18 protein-coding genes are annotated in these 22,826 nt (G+C 59.5%); 6 read left to right on the top strand and 12 right to left on the bottom strand.

Features of this window, described 5'->3' with window-relative positions; all coding sequences use genetic code 11:
• Window positions 1–3 precede the first annotated feature (3 nt).
• Window positions 4–744, top strand: coding sequence for a nitroreductase family protein (locus F3I15_RS00310; RefSeq protein ID WP_150016118.1), 741 nt, complete (start codon window positions 4–6; stop codon window positions 742–744).
• A gap of 37 nt (window positions 745–781) precedes the next feature.
• Here F3I15_RS00310 and rluF read toward each other — a convergent pair whose 3' ends face one another.
• Window positions 782–1,663 carry a 23S rRNA pseudouridine(2604) synthase RluF gene (gene rluF, locus F3I15_RS00305; RefSeq protein WP_150016117.1) on the bottom strand — a complete coding sequence of 294 codons (882 nt, stop codon included), beginning with the start codon at window positions 1,661–1,663 and terminating at the stop codon, window positions 782–784.
• A gap of 164 nt (window positions 1,664–1,827) precedes the next feature.
• Here rluF and F3I15_RS00300 point away from each other — a divergent pair, with 164 nt between their 5' ends.
• On the top strand, window positions 1,828–2,550 hold the full coding sequence (locus F3I15_RS00300; RefSeq protein WP_150016116.1) for an HPP family protein: 723 nt from the start codon (window positions 1,828–1,830) through the stop codon (window positions 2,548–2,550).
• Window positions 2,551–2,558: 8 nt separating this feature from the next.
• Here F3I15_RS00300 and F3I15_RS00295 read toward each other — a convergent pair whose 3' ends face one another.
• Window positions 2,559–3,530, bottom strand: a complete 972-nt coding sequence (locus F3I15_RS00295) for a sugar-binding transcriptional regulator (RefSeq protein WP_039384324.1) — start codon at window positions 3,528–3,530, stop codon at window positions 2,559–2,561.
• Window positions 3,531–3,581: 51 nt separating this feature from the next.
• Entirely contained in the window at window positions 3,582–4,367 is a 786-nt protein-coding gene (locus F3I15_RS00290; RefSeq protein ID WP_150016115.1) for a triose-phosphate isomerase family protein, read from the bottom strand.
• A gap of 281 nt (window positions 4,368–4,648) precedes the next feature.
• Here F3I15_RS00290 and F3I15_RS00285 point away from each other — a divergent pair, with 281 nt between their 5' ends.
• The gene (locus tag F3I15_RS00285; RefSeq protein ID WP_150016114.1) at window positions 4,649–5,104 is read left to right on the top strand and encodes an RpiB/LacA/LacB family sugar-phosphate isomerase; all 456 of its coding nucleotides are present in this window, start codon (window positions 4,649–4,651) and stop codon (window positions 5,102–5,104) included.
• Window positions 5,105–5,245: 141 nt separating this feature from the next.
• Window positions 5,246–6,712, top strand: a complete 1,467-nt coding sequence (locus F3I15_RS00280; RefSeq protein WP_150016113.1) for a catalase — start codon at window positions 5,246–5,248, stop codon at window positions 6,710–6,712.
• Window positions 6,713–6,765: 53 nt separating this feature from the next.
• Here the strand turns inward: F3I15_RS00280 and F3I15_RS00275 are convergent, their stop codons facing one another.
• Window positions 6,766–9,120: a membrane-bound PQQ-dependent dehydrogenase, glucose/quinate/shikimate family gene (locus tag F3I15_RS00275; RefSeq protein ID WP_150016112.1), complete on the bottom strand. Its 2,355-nt coding sequence runs from the start codon at window positions 9,118–9,120 to the stop codon at window positions 6,766–6,768.
• A gap of 615 nt (window positions 9,121–9,735) precedes the next feature.
• Between F3I15_RS00275 and F3I15_RS00270 the strand changes: the two genes are divergently transcribed.
• Both F3I15_RS00270 and F3I15_RS00265 read left to right on the top strand, forming a co-directional pair.
• Entirely contained in the window at window positions 9,736–10,704 is a 969-nt protein-coding gene (locus F3I15_RS00270; RefSeq protein ID WP_150016111.1) for a GT-D fold domain-containing glycosyltransferase, read from the top strand.
• Between the two features lie 187 nt (window positions 10,705–10,891).
• Entirely contained in the window at window positions 10,892–12,220 is a 1,329-nt protein-coding gene (locus F3I15_RS00265; RefSeq protein ID WP_150016110.1) for an MFS transporter, read from the top strand.
• A gap of 1,624 nt (window positions 12,221–13,844) precedes the next feature.
• Here F3I15_RS00265 and F3I15_RS00260 read toward each other — a convergent pair.
• The 8 genes from F3I15_RS00260 to pqqF form a co-directional block, all read right to left on the bottom strand.
• Complete coding sequence (locus F3I15_RS00260) at window positions 13,845–15,140, bottom strand: sorbosone dehydrogenase family protein (RefSeq protein ID WP_071668806.1); 1,296 nt, start codon at window positions 15,138–15,140, stop codon at window positions 13,845–13,847.
• Window positions 15,137–15,559 carry a DUF2231 domain-containing protein gene (locus F3I15_RS00255; RefSeq protein WP_150016109.1) on the bottom strand — a complete coding sequence of 141 codons (423 nt, stop codon included), beginning with the start codon at window positions 15,557–15,559 and terminating at the stop codon, window positions 15,137–15,139. Before F3I15_RS00255 ends, F3I15_RS00260 begins: the two co-directional genes overlap by 4 nt.
• 111 nt (window positions 15,560–15,670) lie before the next feature.
• Window positions 15,671–16,507: an MBL fold metallo-hydrolase gene (locus F3I15_RS00250; protein WP_150016108.1), complete on the bottom strand. Its 837-nt coding sequence runs from the start codon at window positions 16,505–16,507 to the stop codon at window positions 15,671–15,673.
• A gap of 256 nt (window positions 16,508–16,763) precedes the next feature.
• Window positions 16,764–17,270, bottom strand: a complete 507-nt coding sequence (locus tag F3I15_RS00245; protein WP_150016107.1) for a protein disulfide oxidoreductase — start codon at window positions 17,268–17,270, stop codon at window positions 16,764–16,766.
• Entirely contained in the window at window positions 17,267–17,986 is a 720-nt protein-coding gene (locus F3I15_RS00240) for a DsbA family protein (RefSeq protein WP_150016106.1), read from the bottom strand. The genes F3I15_RS00245 and F3I15_RS00240 overlap by 4 nt, the downstream gene beginning before the upstream one ends.
• Entirely contained in the window at window positions 17,986–19,989 is a 2,004-nt protein-coding gene (locus F3I15_RS00235; protein WP_150016105.1) for a protein-disulfide reductase DsbD, read from the bottom strand. The genes F3I15_RS00240 and F3I15_RS00235 overlap by 1 nt, the downstream gene beginning before the upstream one ends.
• A gap of 49 nt (window positions 19,990–20,038) precedes the next feature.
• Window positions 20,039–20,398: a hypothetical protein gene (locus F3I15_RS00230; RefSeq protein WP_150016104.1), complete on the bottom strand. Its 360-nt coding sequence runs from the start codon at window positions 20,396–20,398 to the stop codon at window positions 20,039–20,041.
• A 110-nt stretch (window positions 20,399–20,508) separates the two neighbouring features.
• Window positions 20,509–22,824, bottom strand: a complete 2,316-nt coding sequence (gene pqqF / locus F3I15_RS00225) for a pyrroloquinoline quinone biosynthesis protein PqqF (RefSeq protein ID WP_150016103.1) — start codon at window positions 22,822–22,824, stop codon at window positions 20,509–20,511.
• Window positions 22,825–22,826: the final 2 nt, after the last annotated feature.

The raw sequence follows: 22,826 nt of genomic DNA, 5'->3' as shown, positions 1-22,826 counted from the left end.
AGCATGAGTTCCATTATCGATCTTTTCGCTCAGCATAAGAGTGAGCGCAGTTATACCGATCAGCCCGTAGAGGATGCGGTACTTGAGCGAATTATTTCAGCGGCGTACTACGCGCCTACCTCGGTAAACTCCCAGCAGGTATCCGTTGTCGTCACCCGTGACGCCGCACAGCGCCAGCAGATTGCCGCCATTGCCGGCGGGCAGCCGTGGATCGCGAAAGCGCCCGTGTTTCTGACTTTTGTGCTGGATATGCATAAGTCGCGCCTGGCGATGGAAGCCAGCGGCCGTGAACAGGTTGCGCAGCAGAGTATTGAAAGCGTGGTATCCGGCGCCACCGATGTGGGCATTGCGCTGGGATCGGTGATGGCCGCCGCGCGGGCTGAGGGGCTGGGTATTGTGCCGATTGGCGGCATCCGCCGCGATCCGGAAGCGATGATCGCGCTGCTGGATCTGCCCGACTATACCTTCCCGGTTGCCGGTGTGGTCATCGGCCACGTCGACCAGCCTGCGCACCAGAAGCCGCGTCTGCCGCTGCCGACTTTCCGCCACGAAGAGCGTTATCAGCAGGCGGATCTGCCGCAGCATATCGCTGATTACAACGCGCAGCTGGTGCAGCACTGGCAAACTACCGGCCGCAGCGATGGCGAGAGCTGGAGCGACAGCGTCAGCGGCTACTACCAGCACATCTACTTCCCGCACGTGCTGGCGGCGCTCCATAAACAGGGGTTTGGCACCGATAAATAATCCGATCCGCCCGCAGGCCGGGCGGATAATCCGGGGCTTAACGCCCCTTTTTCTTACGGCCAGGCTGGGTAAAGCGTTTGCGATTCGCGCCCTGGCCCCCCGCTTTATCACCCTGCTTTGCAGCCGCAGCGGGCGCTTTTTTCGCCGGTGACGCCGTTTTTTTCTTCGCCTGCGCCTGCCGGGTTTTGTTATCTTCTGATGATGAATCCTCAATCAGCTTAAACAGATCGATCAGTTCATCATCAGTGAGATCGCGCCACTCGCCGAGCGGAATGCCCTTCAGGCTGACGTTCATGATGCGCGTACGCTCAAGCTTCGTCACTTCATAGCCAAAGTGTTTGGTCATGCGGCGGATCTGGCGATTGAGCCCCTGCACCAGAATAATGCGGAACACAAACGTCGACTCTTTTTTAACTTTGCACTTTTTCGTTACCGTGCCCAGCATCGGCACGCCGCCCGCCATGCCCGCGATAAATTCATCGGTGATCGGTTTATCAACCGTCACCACATACTCTTTTTCGTGGTTATTACCGGCGCGCAGAATTTTGTTAACCAGATCGCCGTGGTTGGTGAGGAAAATTAACCCCTGTGAATCCTTATCCAGCCGGCCGATAGGAAAAACGCGCTTGCTGTGGTTCACAAAGTCGCCGATATTGTCGCGCTCACCCTCTTCCATGGTGGTGACAATGCCGGTGGGTTTGTTAAGCGCAATCAGCACCAGATCGTCGGCGTCACGCGGCTCAATCAGCTGGCCATTCACCCTGACCTCATCTCCGGCGTACACCTGAGCACCGACGGCGGCGCGTTTACCGTTAATAAATACGTTGCCCTGTTCGATATAGCGATCGGCATCGCGGCGCGAGCAGATTCCGCTCTCGCTGATGTATTTGTTCAGGCGGGTAGATAAGTCAGGCAGCATGGTTCCTCCGAAAAAAAACGGACTATACCTCAACTGCCGCCGTTGCGTAAGGCTGTCGCACCTTCCGCGTGCGCGCATAAATCCCTGCACACAGCAGGGTTGTTTAGCGTCAGACGCCAGGCGACAATCCCCGGCCACTGTTTCTGGCTTCTCACGGATTTTCTATGACGCAACCGCAACCGGCGAGCCGACTGGCCTCGCTGCGCCTGTTTCTGGCCCGCTTCTGGCCACATCCCCTGCCCGTGGCGCGCAGACAGCGCCTGCTGGCCAGCCTCGGAGCCGGGCTGGGTCTTATGCTGACCAGCCTCATCAGCCACTGGATGCTGGGTGCGGTAAACCTGTGGTTTGTCGCGCCAATGGGGGCGTCTGCGGTGCTGCTGTTTGGCTTGCCCAATAGCCCGCTGGCGCAGCCGTGGTCGATTATTGGCGGTAACCTCGTTGCCGGCGTTATTGGCGTGACCACGGCACTGCTGATCCCGCAGCCGGCACTGGCGTGCGGAGTTGCCGCCTGTCTCGCTATTGCGGTGATGTTTCAGCTGCGCTGTCTGCACCCGCCCAGCGGCGCGGTCGCGCTGACGGCGATTCTTGGCGGCGGCAGCGTGGCGCAGCTCGGCTACCACTTTGTGCTGACGCCGGTGATGCTTAACTCGGTCTGCCTCGCGCTGCTGGCGATCGTGTTTAATAACCTCGCCGGACGCCGCTATCCTCATCTGCTGGCCGCCGCCGAGGTGAAACCGCAGCCGGTGGCGATGCCGGTTCCGCTCACGCGCGACGACCTGCATCAGGCGCTGGAGAGCGGCCCCCTGCTGGATATCGATGAGGACGATCTGCAGCAGCTGCTGCAGCGCGCCGAAGAGATTGCGATCCGGCGCGTTCAGACACGTTAAAGCGCGCTTCAGCGCGCCTGTACCAGGCTCAGCACCGTGCGGATATTCTGCGCCGAAGTCGCGATGATATCGATGGCCCCGGTGCGCAGCGCCCCGAGTATCGCCATCGCCTTGGTGTTCTCTGCGGCTATGGCGATCACGCACGGGATCCGGCGCAGCTCATCAATGCTCAGCCCGATCACGCGCTCATTCATGACCGTCTCCACCGCTTCACCGCGGGCGTTGAAAAAGTCATAGCCGGCAATATCACCGGTCACGCCCTGATTAACGCTGGCGTCGATAATTTCACGCGGGGTAAACCAGCCCAGCTTCACCATGTAGCTGTTCTCATTCATATCCCCAATCCCCACCAGCGCCACATCCGCTTTACGCGCGCGATCCAGCGTCTCTTTTACCGTGCCGTTCTGCATAAAGCTGTCGCGCAGCGCGCGGTTCTCCACGTAGGCGGGGGCATAGAGCGTTTCGCTGCTGCCGCCAAACTTTTTTGCCAGCCGGCGGCTGATGTGATCGGCGTTAATGGCGTCACCCGGGCGGTGCGTGCCGCCAATACCGCTGATAAACAGGCAGTTGCGATCGGGCACCTGACCCGGATGATCGGCCACTGCCGCCACGTTACGTCCCTGTCCAACCGCCACGATAGCGTTATCTTTCAGCGTCTGCGCCAGATGGGCAGACACCAGCGCGGCTACCTGACGGCGCTGCTCATCGCTGTCGGCGGAATCCAGCGCAATCAGCGCCCGCTGCAGGCGCGGAAAAGAGCGCTGCAGCTGCTGCTCAAGACGGGTACTGAAAACCGGATGGTAGCGCACGCTGATTTCCACAATGCCCTCTTCGCGCGCGCGTTTAAGCAGTCGCCCGACCTTGATGCGCGAGATACCAAATTTACGCGCGATCTCCTCCTGCGTGATGGCATCCTGATAGTAGGCGACGGCAATCTCGGTCAGCAGCTCAGCATCCTGACCCGGCGTGGTATTCTCCATCTCTTCTCTGTCCTGTGTAGCGCGATCGTAAGCAGCCGTAAGTTATAACACTCATCTCGCCTGCCCCGCTATGCCAACGGCGAGCGCGCTGGCCTCGTCAATAATCTGTGCCAGCGCCTGCGGGTCGTGAGCAAAGCGGCCAAGAAACAGACCATCCACATCACTCTCCAGCCGCTGGATCAGACCCGGTCCGGCGCTGCCGCCGTAAATCACCTTCAGCGTAATACCGGCGGGCAGCGGCAGCGTCCGCAGCCCGGCGCAGACGGTACGAATATAGCTATCGGGGGCTGGCTGCGGCGCGCCAATGGCCCACTGGGGTTCATAGGCAAACAGAATCTCGCCCCGCAGGCCACGTGCCGCCGCCAGCGCCAGCGCATCGTTAAGCTCCGCAGCACAGAGCGCAATGGCCTCCGCGGGCGTGCCCTGCTCTGACTCGCCAATACAGAGCACCGGCGTCAGCCCGTGCTGCAGCGACATCGCCACTTTAGCGGCAATCTGCGCCGCATCCTCGCGGAAGTGTCGCCGCCGCTCCGCATGACCGATTTCAGCCAGCGAACAGCCCAGCTCCTGCAGCATGCTGGCGCTGACTTCACCGGTCCAGGCACCGTTTTCCGCCTGGCAGACATCCTGTCCGCCAACGCGTACCGGCGTGTTCGCGAAGATCTCTGCTACGGCGGGGATCGCCGGATAGGCGGGCAGAATAAACAGGCCGACGCTGCCGCTTTCGATCGCCGGGTGATCGGCCAGTCTGGCGACCTCGCGACACCACGCCAACGTTTGCTGATAGCCAAAGTACATTTTCAGACTGACACCAAGTAAGCGTTGTGGTTGAGACATCATGCAGCTCCCGGGTTATAGCGCGCTCTGACCCTGAGGGTCGTTTGTTCATATGAACATTAAATGAATTAATGAACCTGTTTCAATGTACGTTTAAAGGATCTGTGACCTGGCGCAAGGCCCTGCAGCGCCTTAAAACTCGCCATCGGACTCATCTATCGCGATCGCGCTCACAAAACCACCATATTACAAATGAACATGCATTGAACAAATGTTTAGTGCTGTGGCACGCTGTGATCCACGCCTGGATGCAGGCCCTTTTTCTTTACCGGAGAACCGCTATGAAAACGATTGCAATCGGTGCTGATGATGCGGCTGTCGATCTGAAAAATATCATTAAGACGCTGCTGGAAACGCAGGGCTATACCGTGACAGATTTTACCAACGATGCGGATAACGCCCGCCCTATGTACCCGGATGTCGCCTGGGCGCTGGCGACTGCCATTCAGCGTCAGGAATTTGAACGCGGCATTCTGCTCTGCGGAACCGGTATTGGCGTGGCTATTGTGGCTAATAAAGTACCCGGCGTGCGGGCAGCGCAGTGTCACGACACCTTCTCTGCCGAGCGGGCGCGTAAAAGCAATAATGCCCAGATCATGACGCTGGGCGCGCGCGTGGTGGGTCCGGAGCTGGCAAAAAATATCGTGAATGCGTGGCTGGCGGCGGAGTTTGAGGGCGGCGGTTCTGCGGCAAAAGTAGAAAAGATAGATTTTTACGAGCACGCGGCGCAGCGCTGATCGCCCCCCTCTGTCTGGCGCGCAGGGTGTTCCGGCCAGGGCAGCAGTGGCTCGCTACAGATTGCGTAACTAATCAGGCAAGCGCAGCGCACGCTGCTACGCTTAAAGGCTGAGATTACCCTTACAAGATCTGGAGATATTATGAGCAGTGATAATCGCAAACCGACCACTACGGATGCGGGCATTCCGGTAGCCAGCGATGAACACTCCCTGTCGGTCGGACCTGATGGTCCGCTGGTGCTGCACGATCACTATCTGATTGAACAGATGGCCAACTTTAACCGCGAGCGTATTCCGGAGCGTCAGCCCCATGCAAAAGGCAGCGGCGCATTTGGCCATTTTGAAGTGACAGAAGATGTCAGCCGCTATACCAAAGCCGCCGTATTCCAGCCCGGCACCCGCACCGATGTGGTGATGCGCTTCTCCACCGTAGCCGGTGAACGCGGCAGCCCGGATACCTGGCGCGATCCGCGCGGCTTCTCTATCAAGTTTTACACCACCGAAGGCAACTACGACATGGTGGGCAATAACACGCCGGTGTTTTTTATCCGCGACCCGATGAAGTTTCAGCACTTTATCCGCTCGCAGAAGCGCCGGGCGGATAACAACCTGCGCGATAACGATATGCAGTGGGATTTCTGGACGCTCTCACCCGAATCTGCGCACCAGGTGACCTGGCTGATGGGCGACCGCGGTATTCCGAAGAGCTGGCGCCACATGAACGGCTACTCCAGCCATACCTATATGTGGGTCAACGCCGCAGGCGAAAAATTCTGGGTGAAATATCACTTCAAAACCGATCAGGGCATTGAGTTCCTGACGCAGGAGAATGCCGACACGCTGGCCGGTCAGGATGGCGACTACCATACGCGCGACCTGTTTAATTCTATCAAAGAGGGTAATTTTCCGAGCTGGACACTCTATATGCAGATCATGCCGTTTGCGGAGGCGGACAGCTACCGCTACAACCCGTTTGATCTGACCAAAGTCTGGCCGCACGACGACTATCCGCTGATTAAAGTCGGTAAGCTGACGCTGGATCGCAACCCCACCGATAACCATGCCCAGATTGAACAGGCGGCGTTTGAGCCGAATAACCTGGTCCCCGGTATCGGCCTGAGCCCGGACAAAATGCTGATGGGCCGTATTTTCGCCTATGCAGATGCGCACCGTGCACGCCTTGGCGTTAACTATAAACAGATCCCGGTGAACGCGCCGCAGGCGCCGGTCAACAGCTACAGCAAAGATGGTGCGATGCGTATTAATCCGGTCTCCGATCCGGTCTATGCGCCCAATTCCAAAGGTGGCCCGGTGGCCGATGGCGAGCGCTACCCTACCGACTCCACCTGGCAGTCGCAGGGCGATATGGTGCGTTCACCTTATACGCTGCGCAAAGATGACGATGATTTCGGCCAGGCGAATCAGCTGGTGAATAAAGTGATGGATGATGCCGCACGCGATCGTCTGGTAAACAACGTGGCCGGTCACCTGCTTAACGGCGTGGAAGAGCCGGTGCTGTCGCGCGCCTTCGAGTACTGGCGTAATATCGATCGGGCCATTGGCGATCGTATTGCGCAGAAAGTGCAGAGCGAACGTGCGAAAGCGTAATCTCTGATGCAGCGTCCCGCCGGGCGGCGGGACGCTGCTGGACTATCCTTTTTTTACTTCAGACGGAACGCCACCACGCTGTCGCCCGCTTTGGTGCCGAGCGATCCGTGCCCTCCCGCCGCGATTACTACATACTGTTTGCCATCTTTGCCCATATAGGTTGACGGCGTGGCCTGTGCGCCTGCGCTGAGTTCGGTCTGCCACAACAGCTCGCCGGTGGTGCTGTCATAGGCGCGGAAGAAGTTATCTGCCGTAGCACCGTGGAACACCAGATCGCCTGCGGTCAGCAGCGGCCCGCCGTGTGCCACCATCCCCATCGGGAATCCCAGCGGGAAGCGGCCCGGCAGGAAAGTGGTTTTCAGGTTCTTCGTGGTGCCGATACGACGCAGCCACTCCGTTTTCCCGGTTTTCAGATCAACCCCCACCAGACGGCCCCACGGCGGTGCAATGCAGGGAATACCCAGACCCGACGCGAGCTGCTGAATGTGGATCGCATAGTCGCCGTGAAAGTTTTCATTCCAGTAAGGCTGACCATCTTTAGTGAACAGGCGTTCAGTTGCCGTCTGCGGCGTGCGCTTGATCAGATTATATTTATACGCCAGGCGTACCGGCGCAGCGATCAGCATCTGGCGCTCCGGATCGACCGCGACAGATCCCCAGTTAAAGACGCCAATATTGCCCGGGAACACCAGCGTGCCCGCTTCAGTAGCTGGCGTCCACGGATTGCCATCATAGCGCAGACGATGAAAATCGATCCGGCAGGCGATCTGGTCAAACGGCGTAATGCCCCACATCGACTTTTCCGTCAGCGCCTGCGGAATAAAGTTCAGGCTGGAGACCGGCTGCGTGGCGGCAAATTTTTCGCCGGGAACGCCGCCTTCAGTCGAGACTTTCACTTCGTTCACCGGATAAACCGGCTGGCCGGTCAGACGATTCAGCACAAACAGGTTGCCGGTTTTGGTCGGCAGGATCACTACCGGCTGCTTCTGGCCCTGATAATCGATATCCAGCAGTGAAGGCTGTGACGGGTTATCGCGATCCCACAAATCGTGGTGCGAACTCTGGTAGCGCCACTTAAACGCACCGGTCTGCAGATCCAGCGCCACCAGCGTGTCGCGGAACTTCTCGGTGTTGCTGTCAGCGTCGCGTTCAATCCCCACTTCATCCGGTGACGCGTTGCCAAAGGGAACGTAGACCAAGCCATTTTTGACATCGGCGCTCAGCGTTGCCCAGGCAACTGGCGTATCCTGCGGATAGCGCTTATCAGCGGCAATCGGCGCGGTCGCATCCGGCGTGGCCGGATCGAAATTCCACACCAGGCGGCCACTCTGCGCGTCATAGGCACGGATGACACCGGACGGATTGCCTTTCTCAAAGCCGTTATCCATGACCGAACCGCCCACGATCACCAGATTACCGGCCACCAGCGGAGCAGACGTCTGCATCAGCGCGTGCGGGCGGATCTCACCCATATTTGCGCGCAGATCCACTATGCCATCGCGGCCAAAATCAGGACAGCGCTTGCCGCTGTCGGCATCCAGCGCAATCAGGCGCGCATCGGTAGTGGCATTGAAGATACGCTTACGGCAAAGCGCAGGCGCATTGCTGCTGGTTTGCGCAACCGGCGTGGCGTAGTAACTGACGCCGCGGCAGGTCTGATGCTGCTGAAGGTAAGAGCGGTTTTTCTCCGGCGTATATTTCCATTTCACCGCCCCGCTTTCAGGATCGAGCGCGTGGACTTCATTATGCGGCGTGCAGAGATAGAGCATATCGTTGGCTTTCAGCGGCGTCGCCTCAAACGTATACTCGGTGGCATCACTCTCCTGACGCATATCGCCGGTATGATACTCCCAGGCGACTTCAAGGTTACTGACGTTCGCTTTGCTGATCTGTTTCAGCGCTGAGAAGCGCTGACCCGCTGGCGTACCGCCATAGGCAGCCCACTCATTTTCTGCGCCAGGCTCGCTCACCGGCTCGCGCGCATTGGTGATGGTGCCGGCCTGCGGCAGCGGATCGTAAAAACAGAGGCCGATGACGACCAGCACCATAATCGCCACGGTGCCGCCCAGCAGCGGATGAAAACGGCGTTCGCCGCGGGTAAGCGGCCTGACAATCCACGGCATCGCCAGCCACAGACCGATCACGCCAAACAAGTCGCCGCGCGGGATCCACTGCCACTTATCAAATCCCGCTTCCCAGACGATCCACGCCAGCGTGATCCACATCAGGACCGCATAGAGCGTCAGCGCACTGCGCTGTTTACGGAACAGTAAAACAGCCGTCAGCAGTAACCCTGCCCCCATTATCGCGTAGAACGCGCTGCCTCCATTGAGTAACAGCTGACCACCCATATAGAGCAGCGCTATCGCCAGTATCGCCATTACGATACTGGTGAGTTTTGTTATCATGCCAATCCCTCAGTTTTGTTCATTAGTTTATGCCGTTACGACATCGCAGCAATTCCAACAAAATATTAACTTATGTAAGCACCGTGTAAAAACCCGTGAGTTTATGTGTTGTCAGATCCGCTAATGAATCAAGCGTTGCTTAAGGCTCGCCGGCAGCGGCAGGCTCACCATGTGACTGAAATCACGTTTAATTTTGATGGATTTAATTAATCATTGCCGCTGCGATTGCGCACCTTTTGCTAACACACTGGCATAACAGATGGCGTAAGCGCGTGCACGATAACAGGCCTGGCATCATAAAAATGATTACCGTCAGGCTCACTCAATGGCTGAAATGAGGTGCAATAGTGCCCGCAACACGTTTTGATGAAATTGATTAACGGGTTCGCGTAGCCTGTGTACGAATTATCCTGGTGTAAATTGTCTGCAATCATTTAATTTGCCGCTGCGCCTGACAATTCTTCCCATTGGCTTTACGTTGAGTTGCAGTTTAATGATTAAATAACGCAGCGTAATTTCAGTTTGGGAATTTCCTCAGCCTCTGTTTTTTCAGGAAGAGTGATATAAATCACCTGACTGCTCTGTAGCAGATCCGCAGATAAAAAGAAGGTTATTATGATCAGCGCAGATTCCCTTTATCGGAAAATACGATTTCCATTTAAATTTACACACGCAGCGTTAAAATTCCCGGTTGCCCAGGCACATGCGCGGCAATATCAGGTTATGTCACCTGAACAGACAATCGATTTGCTGCTCAGTAATGACAGGTTATCCGTATGCCGGTATGGGGATGGAGAACTGGAGATGACACTGTTTAAAAATATCGGCTTTCAGTCATTTGATGAGCGTCTTTCTATCAGACTGAAAGAGATTATGCGGCGCGGTACGCGCGAAGGTAACCCCTGCCTGCTCTGCATGCCGGATGCTTTTCGCTCAACCCGCAATATGCGTTTTGGCTCAGCCCTGTTCTGGTTTTTTCATAAAGCTTTTTTCTTTCGCCGCTATGAGCCTTTATTAAAAAAAACGTATCAGTATGGAAATACTTCGGTGACGCGTCCTTATCATGATTATATTGATAAACAGCAGGCGACCCGCGTATTTGCTAAATTCAGGCAGCTTTTTTACGACAAAAAAATATTGATCGTTGAAGGCAGCGGCACCCGGCTGGGTATCGGTAACGACTTAATGGATGGCGCACGCGAAATAAAGCGTATTACCACGCTGAACCGTAATGCATTTTCAGTCTATAACCAGCTCTATACCAGCGTGCTGGCGCATGCCCACGAATATGACATGGTGCTGATTTCGCTGGGTCCGACGGCAACCGTGCTGGCTTACGATCTCAGTCAGCAGGGGATCCGCTGTATCGATACCGGGCATATCGATATCGAATATGAGTGGATGCGCAGCGCGGCGCGTACCAAAACGGAAATCGCGGGTAAGAATGTCAATGAAGCGGGCGTATTGCTGAGCGACGATCAGCACGACACGGATGAGCACTACCGTGGTCAGATTTTACTGCATGTCGGATTACCTCAGGAGCCGATGGTGAATGGCGTGATTCTGCAGCAGCCCGTTGTCTGATTCTGCACCCTCAATGCACGCTTAAGCATCCAGTCTGGTGCAGCGCAGCAACCTTTACGTTTCCCGAAGCATAAAGTGCTTGCTGTTCTGCCCGGCTTTATCCCTCTTTACGTTGATATGACTCCGCCCAGAGATTCTGGCATTACCTTTGCTTACTCATTCCTGTGTTCTTCACAGGAGTTATGCCATGAAAGCCTCTGCTGTCCGCTACCGTATCTTTTCATTATTGTTCCTTATTGCGCTGATTAATTACGTTGACCGCGGTGCACTCTCCTTCGCTGCGCAGGCCATTTCGCAGCAGTTCCATTTCAGTAAGGTCGAGCTGGGCGCCGTACTGGGCTACTTCGGTTTTGGCTATCTGTTTGGCTCGCTCTGCGGCGGTTTTCTCGCCGATCGATTTGGCACGCGCAAAGTATGGCTGATGGCTGGCGTGCTCTGGTCGCTGCTGGAGATCGCTACGGCCTGGGCAGGTGAAATTGGCGTGGCGCTGTTTGGCGGCTCGGCCATTATGGGGTTCGCCGCGCTGCGCGTACTGTTTGGCTTTGCCGAGGGGCCTGCCTACGCGCTGATGAACAAGACGATTGCGCACTGGGCGCCGGATAATGAGCGCGGCATGGCGCTGGGCATCGGCCTGCTGAGTACACAGGTAGGCTCGCTGCTGACCGCACCCATCGCGGTTGGCCTGCTGCTGCTGACCAACGACTGGCGCATGATGTTTATCCTGCTTGGCGTCTTTTCGCTGCTGGCGATGCTGCTGTTTGCCCGCTACTTTGCCGATACGCCGCAGCGGCATCCGGCGGCGAACGACGCTGAGCGCGCGCTGATCGTGCAGGGGCAGCGTGCTGAAGCGCATGATGAGCGCCCGTTACCCTGGTGGCGCTTTTTCACCAGCCGCACGCTGGTGTGTAATGCGCTGGGCTATTTCAGTTTTCTCTATATCACCTTTACGCTGGTCACCTGGCTGCCAAAATATCTGCAGGATAATTTTCATTATGACCTGCATTCGCTCTGGTATATCGCCATGATCCCGTGGAGCGGAGCCTGTCTGACGGTGCTGCTTGGCGGGCGCCTCGCCGATCGTTTGCTGGCGCGAACCGGAAATCTGCGGCTGGCCCGCAATGGTTTTGCGGCAATTACGCTCTGCGCTACCGCCTGCTGCTTTATGGCCATCCCGTTTGCCGGTTCGGCCGCCGCCATCATCGCCCTGATGACGCTGGGTAACGCACTCAATGCGCTGGTCAATAACGTTTACTGGTCGGTGGTCATAGACGTTACGCCAAAGGCGTCGGTGGGAGCATTCAGCGGGATGACGCTGGCAATTGCGAATCTGGCCGCCATTATTTCCCCTATGCTGTGCGGCTGGCTGGCGGAGTATTACGGCTATAACGCCATGTTTACCGTGACTGCCGTTATCGCCTTCGTCAGCATGCTGGCCATGACATTGCTGCAGCCACAGAAACGCCTGCAGCCAGCCCCCGCCGTTTCGTCAGCACCGGCCGCCAGGGTCATTTTGTAGGGGCGTCATTTATGGCGCCCTGGCCCGGGATAGACATCCGCCTTCACGGGCCGCATAAATGCGGCCCGTACAAGAATGCTGGATTCTGTACCCGCAGGGGGCGCATTCATGCGCCCCTCGCCGGATGCCGTGACGGGATTTAACCCGGGCCGCATNCATTTATGGCGCCCTGGCCCGGGATAGACATCCGCCTTCACGGGCCGCATAAATGCGGCCCGTACAAGAATGCTGGATTCTGTACCCGCAGGGGGCGCATTCATGCGCCCCTCGCCGGATGCCGTGACGGGATTTAACCCGGGCCGCATGAATGCGGCCCCTACAAGAATGCTGGATTCTGTACCCGCAGGGGGCGCATTCATGCGCCCCTCACCGGATGCCGCGACGGGATTTAACCCGGGCCGCATAAATGCGGCCCCTACGGGAGATACCTACGCCATTTCGTAGGGCCGCATAAATGCGGCCCTACGAGAATGCTGGATTCTGTACCCGTAGGGGGCGCATTCATGCGCCCCTCGCCGGATGCCGTGACGGGATTTAACCTGGGCCGCATGAATGCGGCCCCTACGGGAGATATCTACGCCATTTCGTAGGGCCGCATAAATGCGGCCCCTACAAGAATGCTGGATTCTGTACCCGTAGGGGGCGCATTCATGCGCCCCTCACCGGACGCCGCAACGGGATTTAACCCGGGCCGCATAAATGCGGCCCCTGCGGAAAATCCGCGCAGGAGTGCCATNGGGCCGCATAAATGCGGCCCCTACAAGAATGCTGGATTCTGTACCCGTAGGGGGCGCATTCATGCGCCCCTCACCGGACGCCGCAACGGGATTTAACCCGGGCCGCATAAATGCGGCCCCTGCGGAAAATCCGCGCAGGAGTGCCATTTATGGCGCCCTGGTTGCCTATAAAATCCGATATGCCTGGGCCGCATGCAGACAGCCTGAGCGGCCACGAAAAAAGGCGGAGGGGTGAGCTCCGCCTTGTTTCAAGTTCCGGTCAGTGCGCCTGACCGGTCAGTTGCAAAAGGGCAACGATGATTTGNCCCTGGTTGCCTATAAAATCCGATATGCCTGGGCCGCATGCAGACAGCCTGAGCGGCCACGAAAAAAGGCGGAGGGGTGAGCTCCGCCTTGTTTCAAGTTCCGGTCAGTGCGCCTGACCGGTCAGTTGCAAAAGGGCAACGATGATTTGCAGGATGATCCGGACGATGTCCAGAAGTAATCGTACAAGTTCCATCACTTTCCTTCTCCTCTGACAGGAGCGCGCGCCATTCAGCGGCCGGGACCCTGACCCTACCCGCCGGCCGCCTGAGCACATCTGTGAGGAGCGCTGAGCGGCACTCATTGCTAAAGCCACAGGCCAGCACCACCTGAAACCTGCCGGGATTTGACTATCCGCGCCCCTGAGAGTCATCAGAAAGCAACGATACTCCGCCCGCACTCAACACTGTATAACCATACAGTAATTTACTGAAACTTGAAATATTTCTCGTCACATTTTATGATTCGCTGTGTGAGGAGTGCTGAGCACCCCGTTCGCCGCGCGGTTACCCGCCGCTTAAGCGAACAAAAAAAAAGGATTTGGCTGACCAGCCAAATCCTTTTCTATTTTTTACCGGTAAAAACTACTGCGCCGCGCTGATGCGCCAGATAGCATCTCCCGCATCGTCCGCTATCAGTACCCCACCCTGATTATCCGTTGCCAGTCCCACTGGCAGACCGCGCACATTCTTCTCATCGTCCGTGAGGAATCCGGTGACTACCGGCTGTGGCTTACCGACCGGCATGCCGTTTTCAAATTTAACCCATACCACTTTATAGCCATTAAGCGGCGTCCGGTTCCAGCTGCCGTGCTCGCTGATAAACGCGCCGCCGCGATACTGTGGCATATTGTCCGCGCCGTAGAACAGCAGTCCGAGCGGTGCAACGTGCGAGCTCAGGGCGTAGTCCGGCTTGATCGCTTTCGCCACCATATCAGGCCGCTGCGGCCGGACCCGGTCATCCACGTGCTGGCCAAAATAGCTCCACGGCCAGCCGTAGAAGCCGTTATCCTGCACCGACGTCATATAGTCAGGAACCAGATCGGATCCGATTTCATCGCGCTCATTCGCGATCGCCCACAGCTTGCCGCTCTGCGGCTCCCACTGCAGCCCGGTCGGATTGCGGATGCCGCTGGCGTAGATGCGGCTCGCCCCGCTGGCGGCATCCACCTCCCAGACCGCTGCGCGCTGATACTCCGCACCCAGTCCGTTTTCGGTGATGTTGCTGTTAGAACCGACGCCGACATAGAGTTTACTGCCATCCTGGCTGGCGAGCAGCGCCTTGGTCCAGTGGTGGTTAAGCTCGCCACCCGGCAGCGCCGTGACCTCTTCGGGCGCAGTGCGGATCTCCGTCTGCCCGGTCTGATAAGGGAACTTCACCAGGCTATCGGCGTTGGCAACGTAAAGCGTGTTGCCAATCAGCTGCATACCAAAGGGCGCATTCAGATTTTCGATAAAGAGATGCTGCTCCCATTTACCGTTGACGTTACGCAGCAGTGAGATACGGTTGCCGCCTGGCGCACCTTTGCCTGAGGATTTCTGCACAATGCCCATAATAAGCTGCTTCGGCGCCGTGACCGGATTTTTTACCCCGTTGGCCTCGGCCACCAGTACATCTCCGTTTGGCAGCACGTAGAGCTGGCGCGGATGCATCAGCTTCGCCGGGATCCGCTCTATCTTTAGCCCGTCCGCCACCTTTGGCGTTTCGCCGGTTTTCCACGGTGTCCCCTCCGGCACCTGCATAGGCGGCATGAAAAAGTTCTGCGCTTTAGGCAGCTCGGGATTGGGTCCGGTCTGTTTCTGCGGATCGAGAGACGATCCGCTGTCGCAGGCGCTCAGCAGCGCAGCAAGACTGACAGCACTCAGAATGCGCAGTTTCATGGGCGACCTCCCGGGATACGGCGCGCGCGCAGCGCCAGCTGTACGTTGGCGAGCAGCAGCAGCGCCACCACAATGGTCGACAGCGTGACGCCCATGGGCACCACCGCATACGCATCACGGCTATGAATAAAGGCGTTAACTATGGCCACCAGCACTGCCAGCAGTGAGAGCCAGAAATGGGTTTTCTCACCGGCAGTGACACCGCGAAACAGATGAATCAGGCTGATAATTCGCGGCAGAATTGCCAGCAGCAGACCAAAGACAATCAGCCAGCTGGCAGCTTTGGTCCACATCACCACAAAGGTCTGCAGATAGAGGATGTCAAACAGCCAGGCGGCAAAAAAAAAGCCCAGCGGCAGTGGCTCCAGCAAGGCATACAGCGTAATGCCGAACGCCGACTTTCCCGAGGTATGAAACATGGCACGCTCCCTTTAGAGTTTTCAGACGGCGGCGAGCCGACAGGCTTCGCAACGCCGCCAGAGAAATATTAGTAAAGATAAAGGGTAATGCGCAGAAAACCGGCAAAAAAGCTAACAGTGCGGCCGGTAGTGTGCCAGTTCGCGCGCATCGTGGCTGCAAAACAGCGCAACACCGCTCTGGGGCTGCAGCGAGAGTTCGCGCAGCCGCTGCTGATTAATACGCCACGCTTCGCGATCGCTGCACATCAGCCGCTGATAGGCGCGCAGGCCCGGCGTACAGTGGCGCCGGGTGTGATGCATCTCTCCGCAATAAAACCAGGCGTCCCCCCCGTGCAGCAGCCAGCCACCGCCGTGGCGGATCGCCACGCCTGCGTGTCCGGCGGTATGCCCCGGCAGCGGCACCAGCAGGATCTCATCGCTGAGATCGTCAATCGCTCTCACCGCATCAAACCCGAACCAGCGTTCACCCTCGCTGGCGTAGCCGCGCCAGCCATCGTGCGCGGTCCACTGCTGTGGCCGGAAGCGCTGACGCGCCAGCCAGCTCTGCTCACGTCCGCTGCGTACCGTATCAAGCTCACGCTGCAGAAGATGGATCCGCGCCGCCGGAAAATCACTGATGCCGCCTGCATGATCAAAATCGAGATGGGTCAGAATAATATGACGCACATCTTCCGCCTGAAAACCCAGCAGCTGAATTTGTGCCAGCGCGCTCATCTGCTCACTGTAACGAATATTATTCAGCAGACGGAAAAAGCCAGAGAGCCGGCGTTCCGGATAACGCATATCATTAATTCCCAGTCCGGTATCCACCAGAATCAGACCGTGGCGATCGCTTTCAATTAACAGACAATGACACACCAGTTCAGCAAAGGGGCCCCGGCTGAAGCCATCAAACAGCGCCCCGCCCAGCGGGCACATGCAACCACAGTTCAGATGATGAATACGCATACTCTCCCTCACTGCGGCGCCTGAAAATATCCCGCCGCGATAATCAGAAATTAGTCTGTTATTCAGGTATGCATCAGTTACGCCATTATTGCAAAAATTTAATCACTGCCTTAAATAAAGCCAGCCGCAAAAAGATAAAATAAACGCAGCGCCGGGATAATTTTCCTGATAATTATTACTTTCCTGTTTTAAACATTATTAATCAGCGCAAATTGAACCAGCCATTATTAAAAAAGGCGCCCGCAGGCGCCCTCTGTTATCCGCTGAACTGTTCAGCCCACCATAAACGCAGCTGCAATCCCCAGCGGCTGCTCCAGCCGCTGGTGGTACTGACAACCCGGCCCTGATAGAGCACGATAAAGGTCGGCGTGGCAGCGATTTGCCAGCGCTGTCCCAGCTCGCCGCGCGCGTCGTTAACGGCTAACCCCCGCAGGCCTTTTTTTGCCAGCCACTGTGCAACCTGCGCATCAGAACCCGAGCGCAGCGCCACGCTGACCACCGGCACGCCCTGCTGGCTGATCTTCGCCACAACCGGCGTGGTCAGTTTGCAGACGCCGCACCAGCTGGCCCAGACGTAAACCAGCACCGGCTTCGATGCGCTCAGCCCGGCCAGGCTCTGCTCACCCTGCAGCGTGGTGAGCGGCTGCTGTGCCAGATCGGCAGGCAGCTGCGGCGCGCGCAGCCAGTCGACCGCCAGCATAATCAGCACGCCTGCCAGCAGCAGCCAGAGCGCTTCACGCAGCCAGCGCTTCAGCCGGCTCACGGTGCCGCCTTCAGCGCATCTTTCACGGCCGCCTCCAGCTGGGCATAAGGCACCGCCCCGCTGATCAGCTGATTACCCACCAGCGTGGCCGGGGTCCCCTGCACGCCCAGCTGCTGCGCCAGCGTCAGGTTGTGATTAATGGTATCCAGACTCGCTTTGCTCGGTGCTGACAGGCTGATACCGGTTTTTTTCAGCGCGGCGCTGATGCTGGCCTCGTCGTGATTACCTTTTTTTGCCATCAGCTTTTCGTGCAGCTTCAGAAAGTTTTTAGGCTGCTGCTCCCAGACCGTCAGCGCCAGTCGCGCTGAACTCAGCGAGCTTTCGGCACGATAAGGCAGCGGCTTGATGACCACCGCAACCTGTGGATGCGCTTTCAGCAGCGTGGTGATATCACCCTCAAATTTTTTGCAAAATACGCAGTTGTAATCGGTGAAATAGACCAGCGTCAGCGCCGGTTTTTCAGCGCCGATGCGGGGTGAACCGGCATCGCTGAACAGCATATCGCGATTCTTTTCAACCATTTGAGCTACTACGTTCTGCTGCTGTCGCGCGGCTTCCTTATCAAAGGCATCGGCGGCCTCAGCCAGTATGGCGGGATTCTGTACCAGCGTTTCGCGGATCAGCGCTTTGATGCGCGCTTCCTGCTCCGGCGTAAAAGGAGCGGCAGCCAGTACCGGTGCGCTCAGCAGCAGCATTGCAAACAGTGATTTTTTCATTATTTTTTCGCCTTACTCAGTGTGGAAAGCACCGCGTCGCGACTCAGCAGCGGTGACAAAATCTGACCCTGCGGCAGCGCCGGGCCATAAATCTGATTAAACGGAATCGCCGCCCGATCGCGCTGGCGCAGAAAGTCGCCAATGGCCGGATCCGGCTGCGTCCAGTCGCCGCGCAGCAGCACGATATCGTCCGCACTCAGCGCGGCGCGAACGTCAGGCTGGTTCAGCACCCGGGACTTATTGACCTTGCAGGTAATGCACCAGTCAGCGGTGATATCGACAAACACACGCCGGTTCTGCTGCAGCGCCGCGGCGATAGCCTGCTCTGACAGCGGCTGCCAGTGCAGTTCACCGGCATCCTCTGCCGGACGCATCAGCAGGAACAGTGCACCCGCTATCGTCAGCGTGATAGCGACCGCGCCCGCCTGCTGCAGCGCGCGGCGGCGCAGCAGCCAGGTTAGCAGCAGCAACAGCAGCGCGGCAGCCAGCAGGCCTGCTGCACCACGGCCCCAGTGCGGGATCAGCAGTGTAACCAGCCAGAGCGTCGCCAGCAGCATCAGAATGCCCAGCAGCGTACGCAGATGCACCATCCAGCGTCCCGGACGCGGCAGCCAGCGCGCGACGCCCGGCAGCGCGGCCACCAGCAGCCACGGCACGCTCATGCCGATACCCAGCGCCGCAAACAGCAGCCAGAGCTGGGGCAGCGGCGCGGTCAGCGCATAAGCCACCGCCGTGCCGAGGAATGGCGCGCTGCAGGGCGTTGCCAGCAGAGTGGCAAACGCCCCCTGCGCAAAATGCCCCGCTAATCCGTTCCCCTGGTGCGTGGCCAGCCGGGTGTTAAAAGCGGAGGGCAGACGTAAATGCAGCAGATCAAACAGGCTGGCGCTGAACAGAAACATGACGCCGGTCATCAGCAGCAGGAATCCGCTGCTCTGGAACTGTATGCCCCAGCCCAGCGCCTGACCGCTCAGGCGCAGCGCGCTCATCAAAAGTGCCAGCAGCAAAAAGGAGAAGAGGATCCCGGCGCTGGAGGCCAGAAACTGCAGGCGCGTCTGACGGCGTGTCTGACCCTGCTGCTGCACCAGACCGCTGAGCTTGATCGCCATAACCGGCAGTACGCAGGGCATCAGATTCAGCACCAGGCCGCCGAGCAGCGCCAGCAGCAGCACCGACCAGAGCGTTGCGCGCGTCCCGCCGCTCAGCAGCGGCTCCGCACCGAGAGTGACGTGGCTCTGCTGCGCCAGATCCTTATCGCTGATCACCAGCGACAGCTGGCGGCCGCGCAGGTCGGGTGCCGCATCGCCCCATTCATCGGTCACGGCCACGCGCGCGCTGAGCGTATTGCCCTGCACGCTGATCACCGGTGCTGCCAGCATGCTGCCCGCCGGATAGTCAAAGAAGAGTGCCGGGGTGCTCCAGCCCGCCTGGCGTACCGCGCGGATCTGCAGCTCACCGTTAACAAAACTGGCGTTGAGCTGGTCAGTCAGGCCGGAGTCAGGCGGAACCTGCCCCATCGCGCGGGCAAAGTCGCGGTCAAACGCCGCCGCGGCCGGCCGGGTCAGATCGAGGCTGAACGCAAAATCCGTCAGAATACAGACGTCGCTGCACGCAGAGAGCGTCAGCGTGCCGGTAAGCGTATCGCTGCCGGGCGGGCGCTGCAGCACGATCGGCAGCGTGACAGTGCCTTTATAGCCCTGAGTGGTCAGCCCGCTGACGTCAAAGCGCGCCGGTACAGGCCAGAACCACTGAGCGCTGATGCCGGGCGTCTGCCAGGCGATGGCGGGTGCCACACCGCCTTCTCCCGGCGTGCGCCAGTAAGTTTTCCAGCCGGGCTCCAGATGAATATCCAGCAGCAGCCGGGTGTCGCCCGCCTGCGGCGCGGCGCGCAGGCGCACCTCAGCGTGGCTGTTTTGCGCGTTGCGCAGCCAGCCGGTATCCGCAGCCTGCGCACTCAGCACGCAGCCTGCCAGCAGGAGCAGCAGGCTCCTGAGTAAAACAGTCATGATAAATTCTCCGGTAAATAACAGGGGGTACGCGAAACAGCGCGCGGTGTTATTCCCGGAAGACGCAGAGCGTAAGATGTCGCCGTCGCAGCGGCGGACGGTGCGACTGATGACGCCAGAAGAATGAGAGGCGTTGCGGAACGGCCAGCGCGGCGAGCAGCGCCATGACAAGCATCAGCAGCGGCAGCGCCGCATCAAAGACCGGCGTGCTGGCGCTGAGGGATTTTGCGCTCAGCGCACAGGGCCTGTCACTGCTGGCAGAGGCATCCTGCGCGCCGGACTCACTCAACACGGCAGAGACGGTAACAGGCTGAACGGGCATACTGAAGCTGCGCTGTACCAGACAAAATGCCAGCACCAGACAGGCGAGTGCCAGGATCCACGTTGCGCGTTGGGGCGATATCATCATGCCGCAGCCTCAGAGAAAAGTGCGGGCATTTTATGTAACGCCGCCGCAAACGCCAAGTTTTGCCGTGTAAACTTTTGTCGGGGCAGGCAGCGGCACCGGTGTGTACCGGTTCAGTGCCGGTTGATCAGCAGCCGCCAGCGCCGCCGCTGACGCACCAGCTGCCGGAAAAGTTGCTGCATGCGCGGCAGCGTCAGGCCAGAGACCGCCTCAGGTGTCAGGATCGCGCCGCCCGCTTCGCGCCGCAGCAGATCCTGCGCCACCTGCCGGTTAGCGTGCGGCTGGCAGCGTTCCCGCAGCGTCTGCTGCCATGCGTGCAGCGCCCCGACCTCACACTCGCTCAGCGCCGTCTGCATATCCAGCAGAAAGCGCCGGCAGTGGGCCAGCAGGCGTACCCAGTCGATATCGGGCGACTGCAGCGCAAACAGCAGTCCATCCACATCGGCGCAGCGCTCATAGCGGGCCGCGACCACGTAGCCTATCTGCTGATCCACACGCAGCCGCTGAAAAAAGCGCGGCGCCAGAAACAGCCCCAGCGCCTGCAGCGCCGCCAGGCTGATATCATCCGGCGTCGTCAGAGGGATAAACAGCAGCAGCGCCTGGTCGCGCCCCTGGCAGGCGACGGGCGTAATGCCGCGCCGCAGCGGTGGCGGCGCAGAGGGCGCTGTCTGTTGCCTGAGGCTCGCCAGGCTCTGCGCGGCGCAGTGATTGAGGTGCCGATCGTGCCCGCACCACGCCGCCTGCCAGCCGCGGGCTGCCGCCGGATACAGCAGCTGAAATGGCAGCGTCTGCAGCAGCTGGCGGATAACGATGGTCGCGGGTTCAGGCGGGGCGCCGGCCTCATCCGCTGCGCTCAGCTGCGCCGTGATGGCCGGCAGCAGCTGCCAGGCCACGGCGGCGTCGGCCGGAATATCCAGCAGCAGCTGCCAGATCCCCTGCTGCTGCTGCCAGACGCCACGCCCCCCCAGATGACGCAGCTCTGCCAGCAGCGGCCGCAAACGCCGCTGGCAGGCCACGCCTGCGTGGTCAGCCAGCGGCTGGAAGCACGCCGGGCGCAGCAGCAGCGTCTCAGCTGGCTCAACCGGCAGCGCCTGCGGTAACGCGGCTGCGGTGCAGCAGTAACCTGACGCGGCAGCCTGCAGAGCGCGCGGCGGGAACTGCCAGCGCACCGCCGCCGCCGGTACGTCACCGCAAAGCACGCGGGTACTGCAGCGCAGCGTAAATCCCTGCGTGGTGCAGGTCTGAGCGTCGCTCAGCGGCTGCCGGGTCAGCAGGCGCAGGCGGCCAGCCTGCATCAGCTGGCGGATCGCCCGGGCCAGGTCTGGAGGCAGATCGGCCGCGGGCGCTTCTGCACCCGCCCGCAGCCGCAGCTGACGCAGCGGCGTCTCAGCGCGGAAGTCGCGCTGCGCCAGCTGCAGATAGTGCTGATGCTGGCGCTGCGTGTTGTGCTGCACGGCCTGCAGATGCTGCCAGACGCGCTGTTCTATACGCCAGGCCTGTGCGGGTGAGATCGCCGCTGCGCTGAAGCGCAGTGCGAGCAGCGCGTGCCGGGTGTCCTGCCACAGCCAGCTGACCTGCAGCGTGTCACAGAGTCCCTCACTGCGCAGCTGATGCAGCAGGCCGCCTTCAGCCTCATCGAGCCAGTAACTGCGCAGCAGAGTGACACTGTCACTAAATGCGCGATCGAAGGGGATTAAAAGCGTCAGCCAGAATGCGTTCTCACCCGGCAGCTCAAGCTGCGTGAGCACCTGGCTGCCGGGCTGACGGGGCACCACCGGCAGCGCCGGTACCTCGCCGCCCGGCAGGCATTCAAAGGCTGCGGCCAGCGTTGCCAGCTCGTCCAGCGACTGCGGCCCGGAGAGCCAGAGCTCCAGACTGTTTGCCGTAAAGCGGGTCTGATGAAAATCGCGCAGCGCGCGCTGCAGCTCCGTGACGTTGTCACCAAAAGCCGCCCTGCTGCCGGCGCGAAAGCGCCTGAAGCGCCCGCCGAGCGGATGCAGCAGCGCCGCCTCGCTCAGCGTCTCGCTGTGGCTCTGCAGCAGCTGATACTCGGCATCGATAACGGCGCACTCCTGGCGGATGGCGTCAGGCGCGAGGTTCGGGGCGATCAGCATATCCGCCAGCCGCGTGACGCCGCCTTCCAGCGCGGCGGCCGGCAGCTGAAAAAACCATGCGCTGCGGCTGAGTTGGGTGGTGGCGTTGACCTCGCCGCCCTGCTGCTGCACCCACGGCATCAGGCGCTGGCTGCCACTGAAGCGCGCGCTGTCGCAGAACAGCAGATGTTCGAGCAGATGCGCCAGTCCGGGCCAGCGATCGGGCTCATGCAGGCTGCCGGCCCCGACCTGCACCAGCGCCGCGGCTTCGCGGGCGTCAGGCTGGTGATAAAGGTGGCAGCGCAGGCCGCTGGCCAGCGTCAGGGTGCGCTGCATCG

Source organism: Pantoea sp. M_9 (assembly GCF_008631385.1).
Classification (GTDB): Bacteria; Pseudomonadota; Gammaproteobacteria; order Enterobacterales; family Enterobacteriaceae; genus Pantoea; species Pantoea eucrina.
Note: the sequence above shows the minus strand (reverse complement) of the source record. Positions and strands in the feature narration are given on the sequence as shown.

Excerpts from the sequence above, each read along its gene's own strand:
- F3I15_RS00310 (WP_150016118.1), top strand. The coding sequence starts at position 4 with ATGAGTTCCATTATCGATCTTTTCGCTCAGCATAAGAGTGAGCGCAGT.
- rluF (WP_150016117.1), bottom strand. The coding sequence starts at position 1,663 with ATGCTGCCTGACTTATCTACCCGCCTGAACAAATACATCAGCGAGAGC.
- F3I15_RS00300 (WP_150016116.1), top strand. The coding sequence starts at position 1,828 with ATGACGCAACCGCAACCGGCGAGCCGACTGGCCTCGCTGCGCCTGTTT.
- F3I15_RS00295 (WP_039384324.1), bottom strand. The coding sequence starts at position 3,530 with ATGGAGAATACCACGCCGGGTCAGGATGCTGAGCTGCTGACCGAGATT.
- F3I15_RS00290 (WP_150016115.1), bottom strand. The coding sequence starts at position 4,367 with ATGTCTCAACCACAACGCTTACTTGGTGTCAGTCTGAAAATGTACTTT.
- F3I15_RS00285 (WP_150016114.1), top strand. The coding sequence starts at position 4,649 with ATGAAAACGATTGCAATCGGTGCTGATGATGCGGCTGTCGATCTGAAA.
- F3I15_RS00280 (WP_150016113.1), top strand. The coding sequence starts at position 5,246 with ATGAGCAGTGATAATCGCAAACCGACCACTACGGATGCGGGCATTCCG.
- F3I15_RS00275 (WP_150016112.1), bottom strand. The coding sequence starts at position 9,120 with ATGATAACAAAACTCACCAGTATCGTAATGGCGATACTGGCGATAGCG.
- F3I15_RS00270 (WP_150016111.1), top strand. The coding sequence starts at position 9,736 with ATGATCAGCGCAGATTCCCTTTATCGGAAAATACGATTTCCATTTAAA.
- F3I15_RS00265 (WP_150016110.1), top strand. The coding sequence starts at position 10,892 with ATGAAAGCCTCTGCTGTCCGCTACCGTATCTTTTCATTATTGTTCCTT.
- F3I15_RS00260 (WP_071668806.1), bottom strand. The coding sequence starts at position 15,140 with ATGAAACTGCGCATTCTGAGTGCTGTCAGTCTTGCTGCGCTGCTGAGC.
- F3I15_RS00255 (WP_150016109.1), bottom strand. The coding sequence starts at position 15,559 with ATGTTTCATACCTCGGGAAAGTCGGCGTTCGGCATTACGCTGTATGCC.
- F3I15_RS00250 (WP_150016108.1), bottom strand. The coding sequence starts at position 16,507 with ATGCGTATTCATCATCTGAACTGTGGTTGCATGTGCCCGCTGGGCGGG.
- F3I15_RS00240 (WP_150016106.1), bottom strand. The coding sequence starts at position 17,986 with ATGAAAAAATCACTGTTTGCAATGCTGCTGCTGAGCGCACCGGTACTG.
- F3I15_RS00235 (WP_150016105.1), bottom strand. The coding sequence starts at position 19,989 with ATGACTGTTTTACTCAGGAGCCTGCTGCTCCTGCTGGCAGGCTGCGTG.
- F3I15_RS00230 (WP_150016104.1), bottom strand. The coding sequence starts at position 20,398 with ATGATGATATCGCCCCAACGCGCAACGTGGATCCTGGCACTCGCCTGT.
- pqqF (WP_150016103.1), bottom strand. The coding sequence starts at position 22,824 with ATGCAGCGCACCCTGACGCTGGCCAGCGGCCTGCGCTGCCACCTTTAT.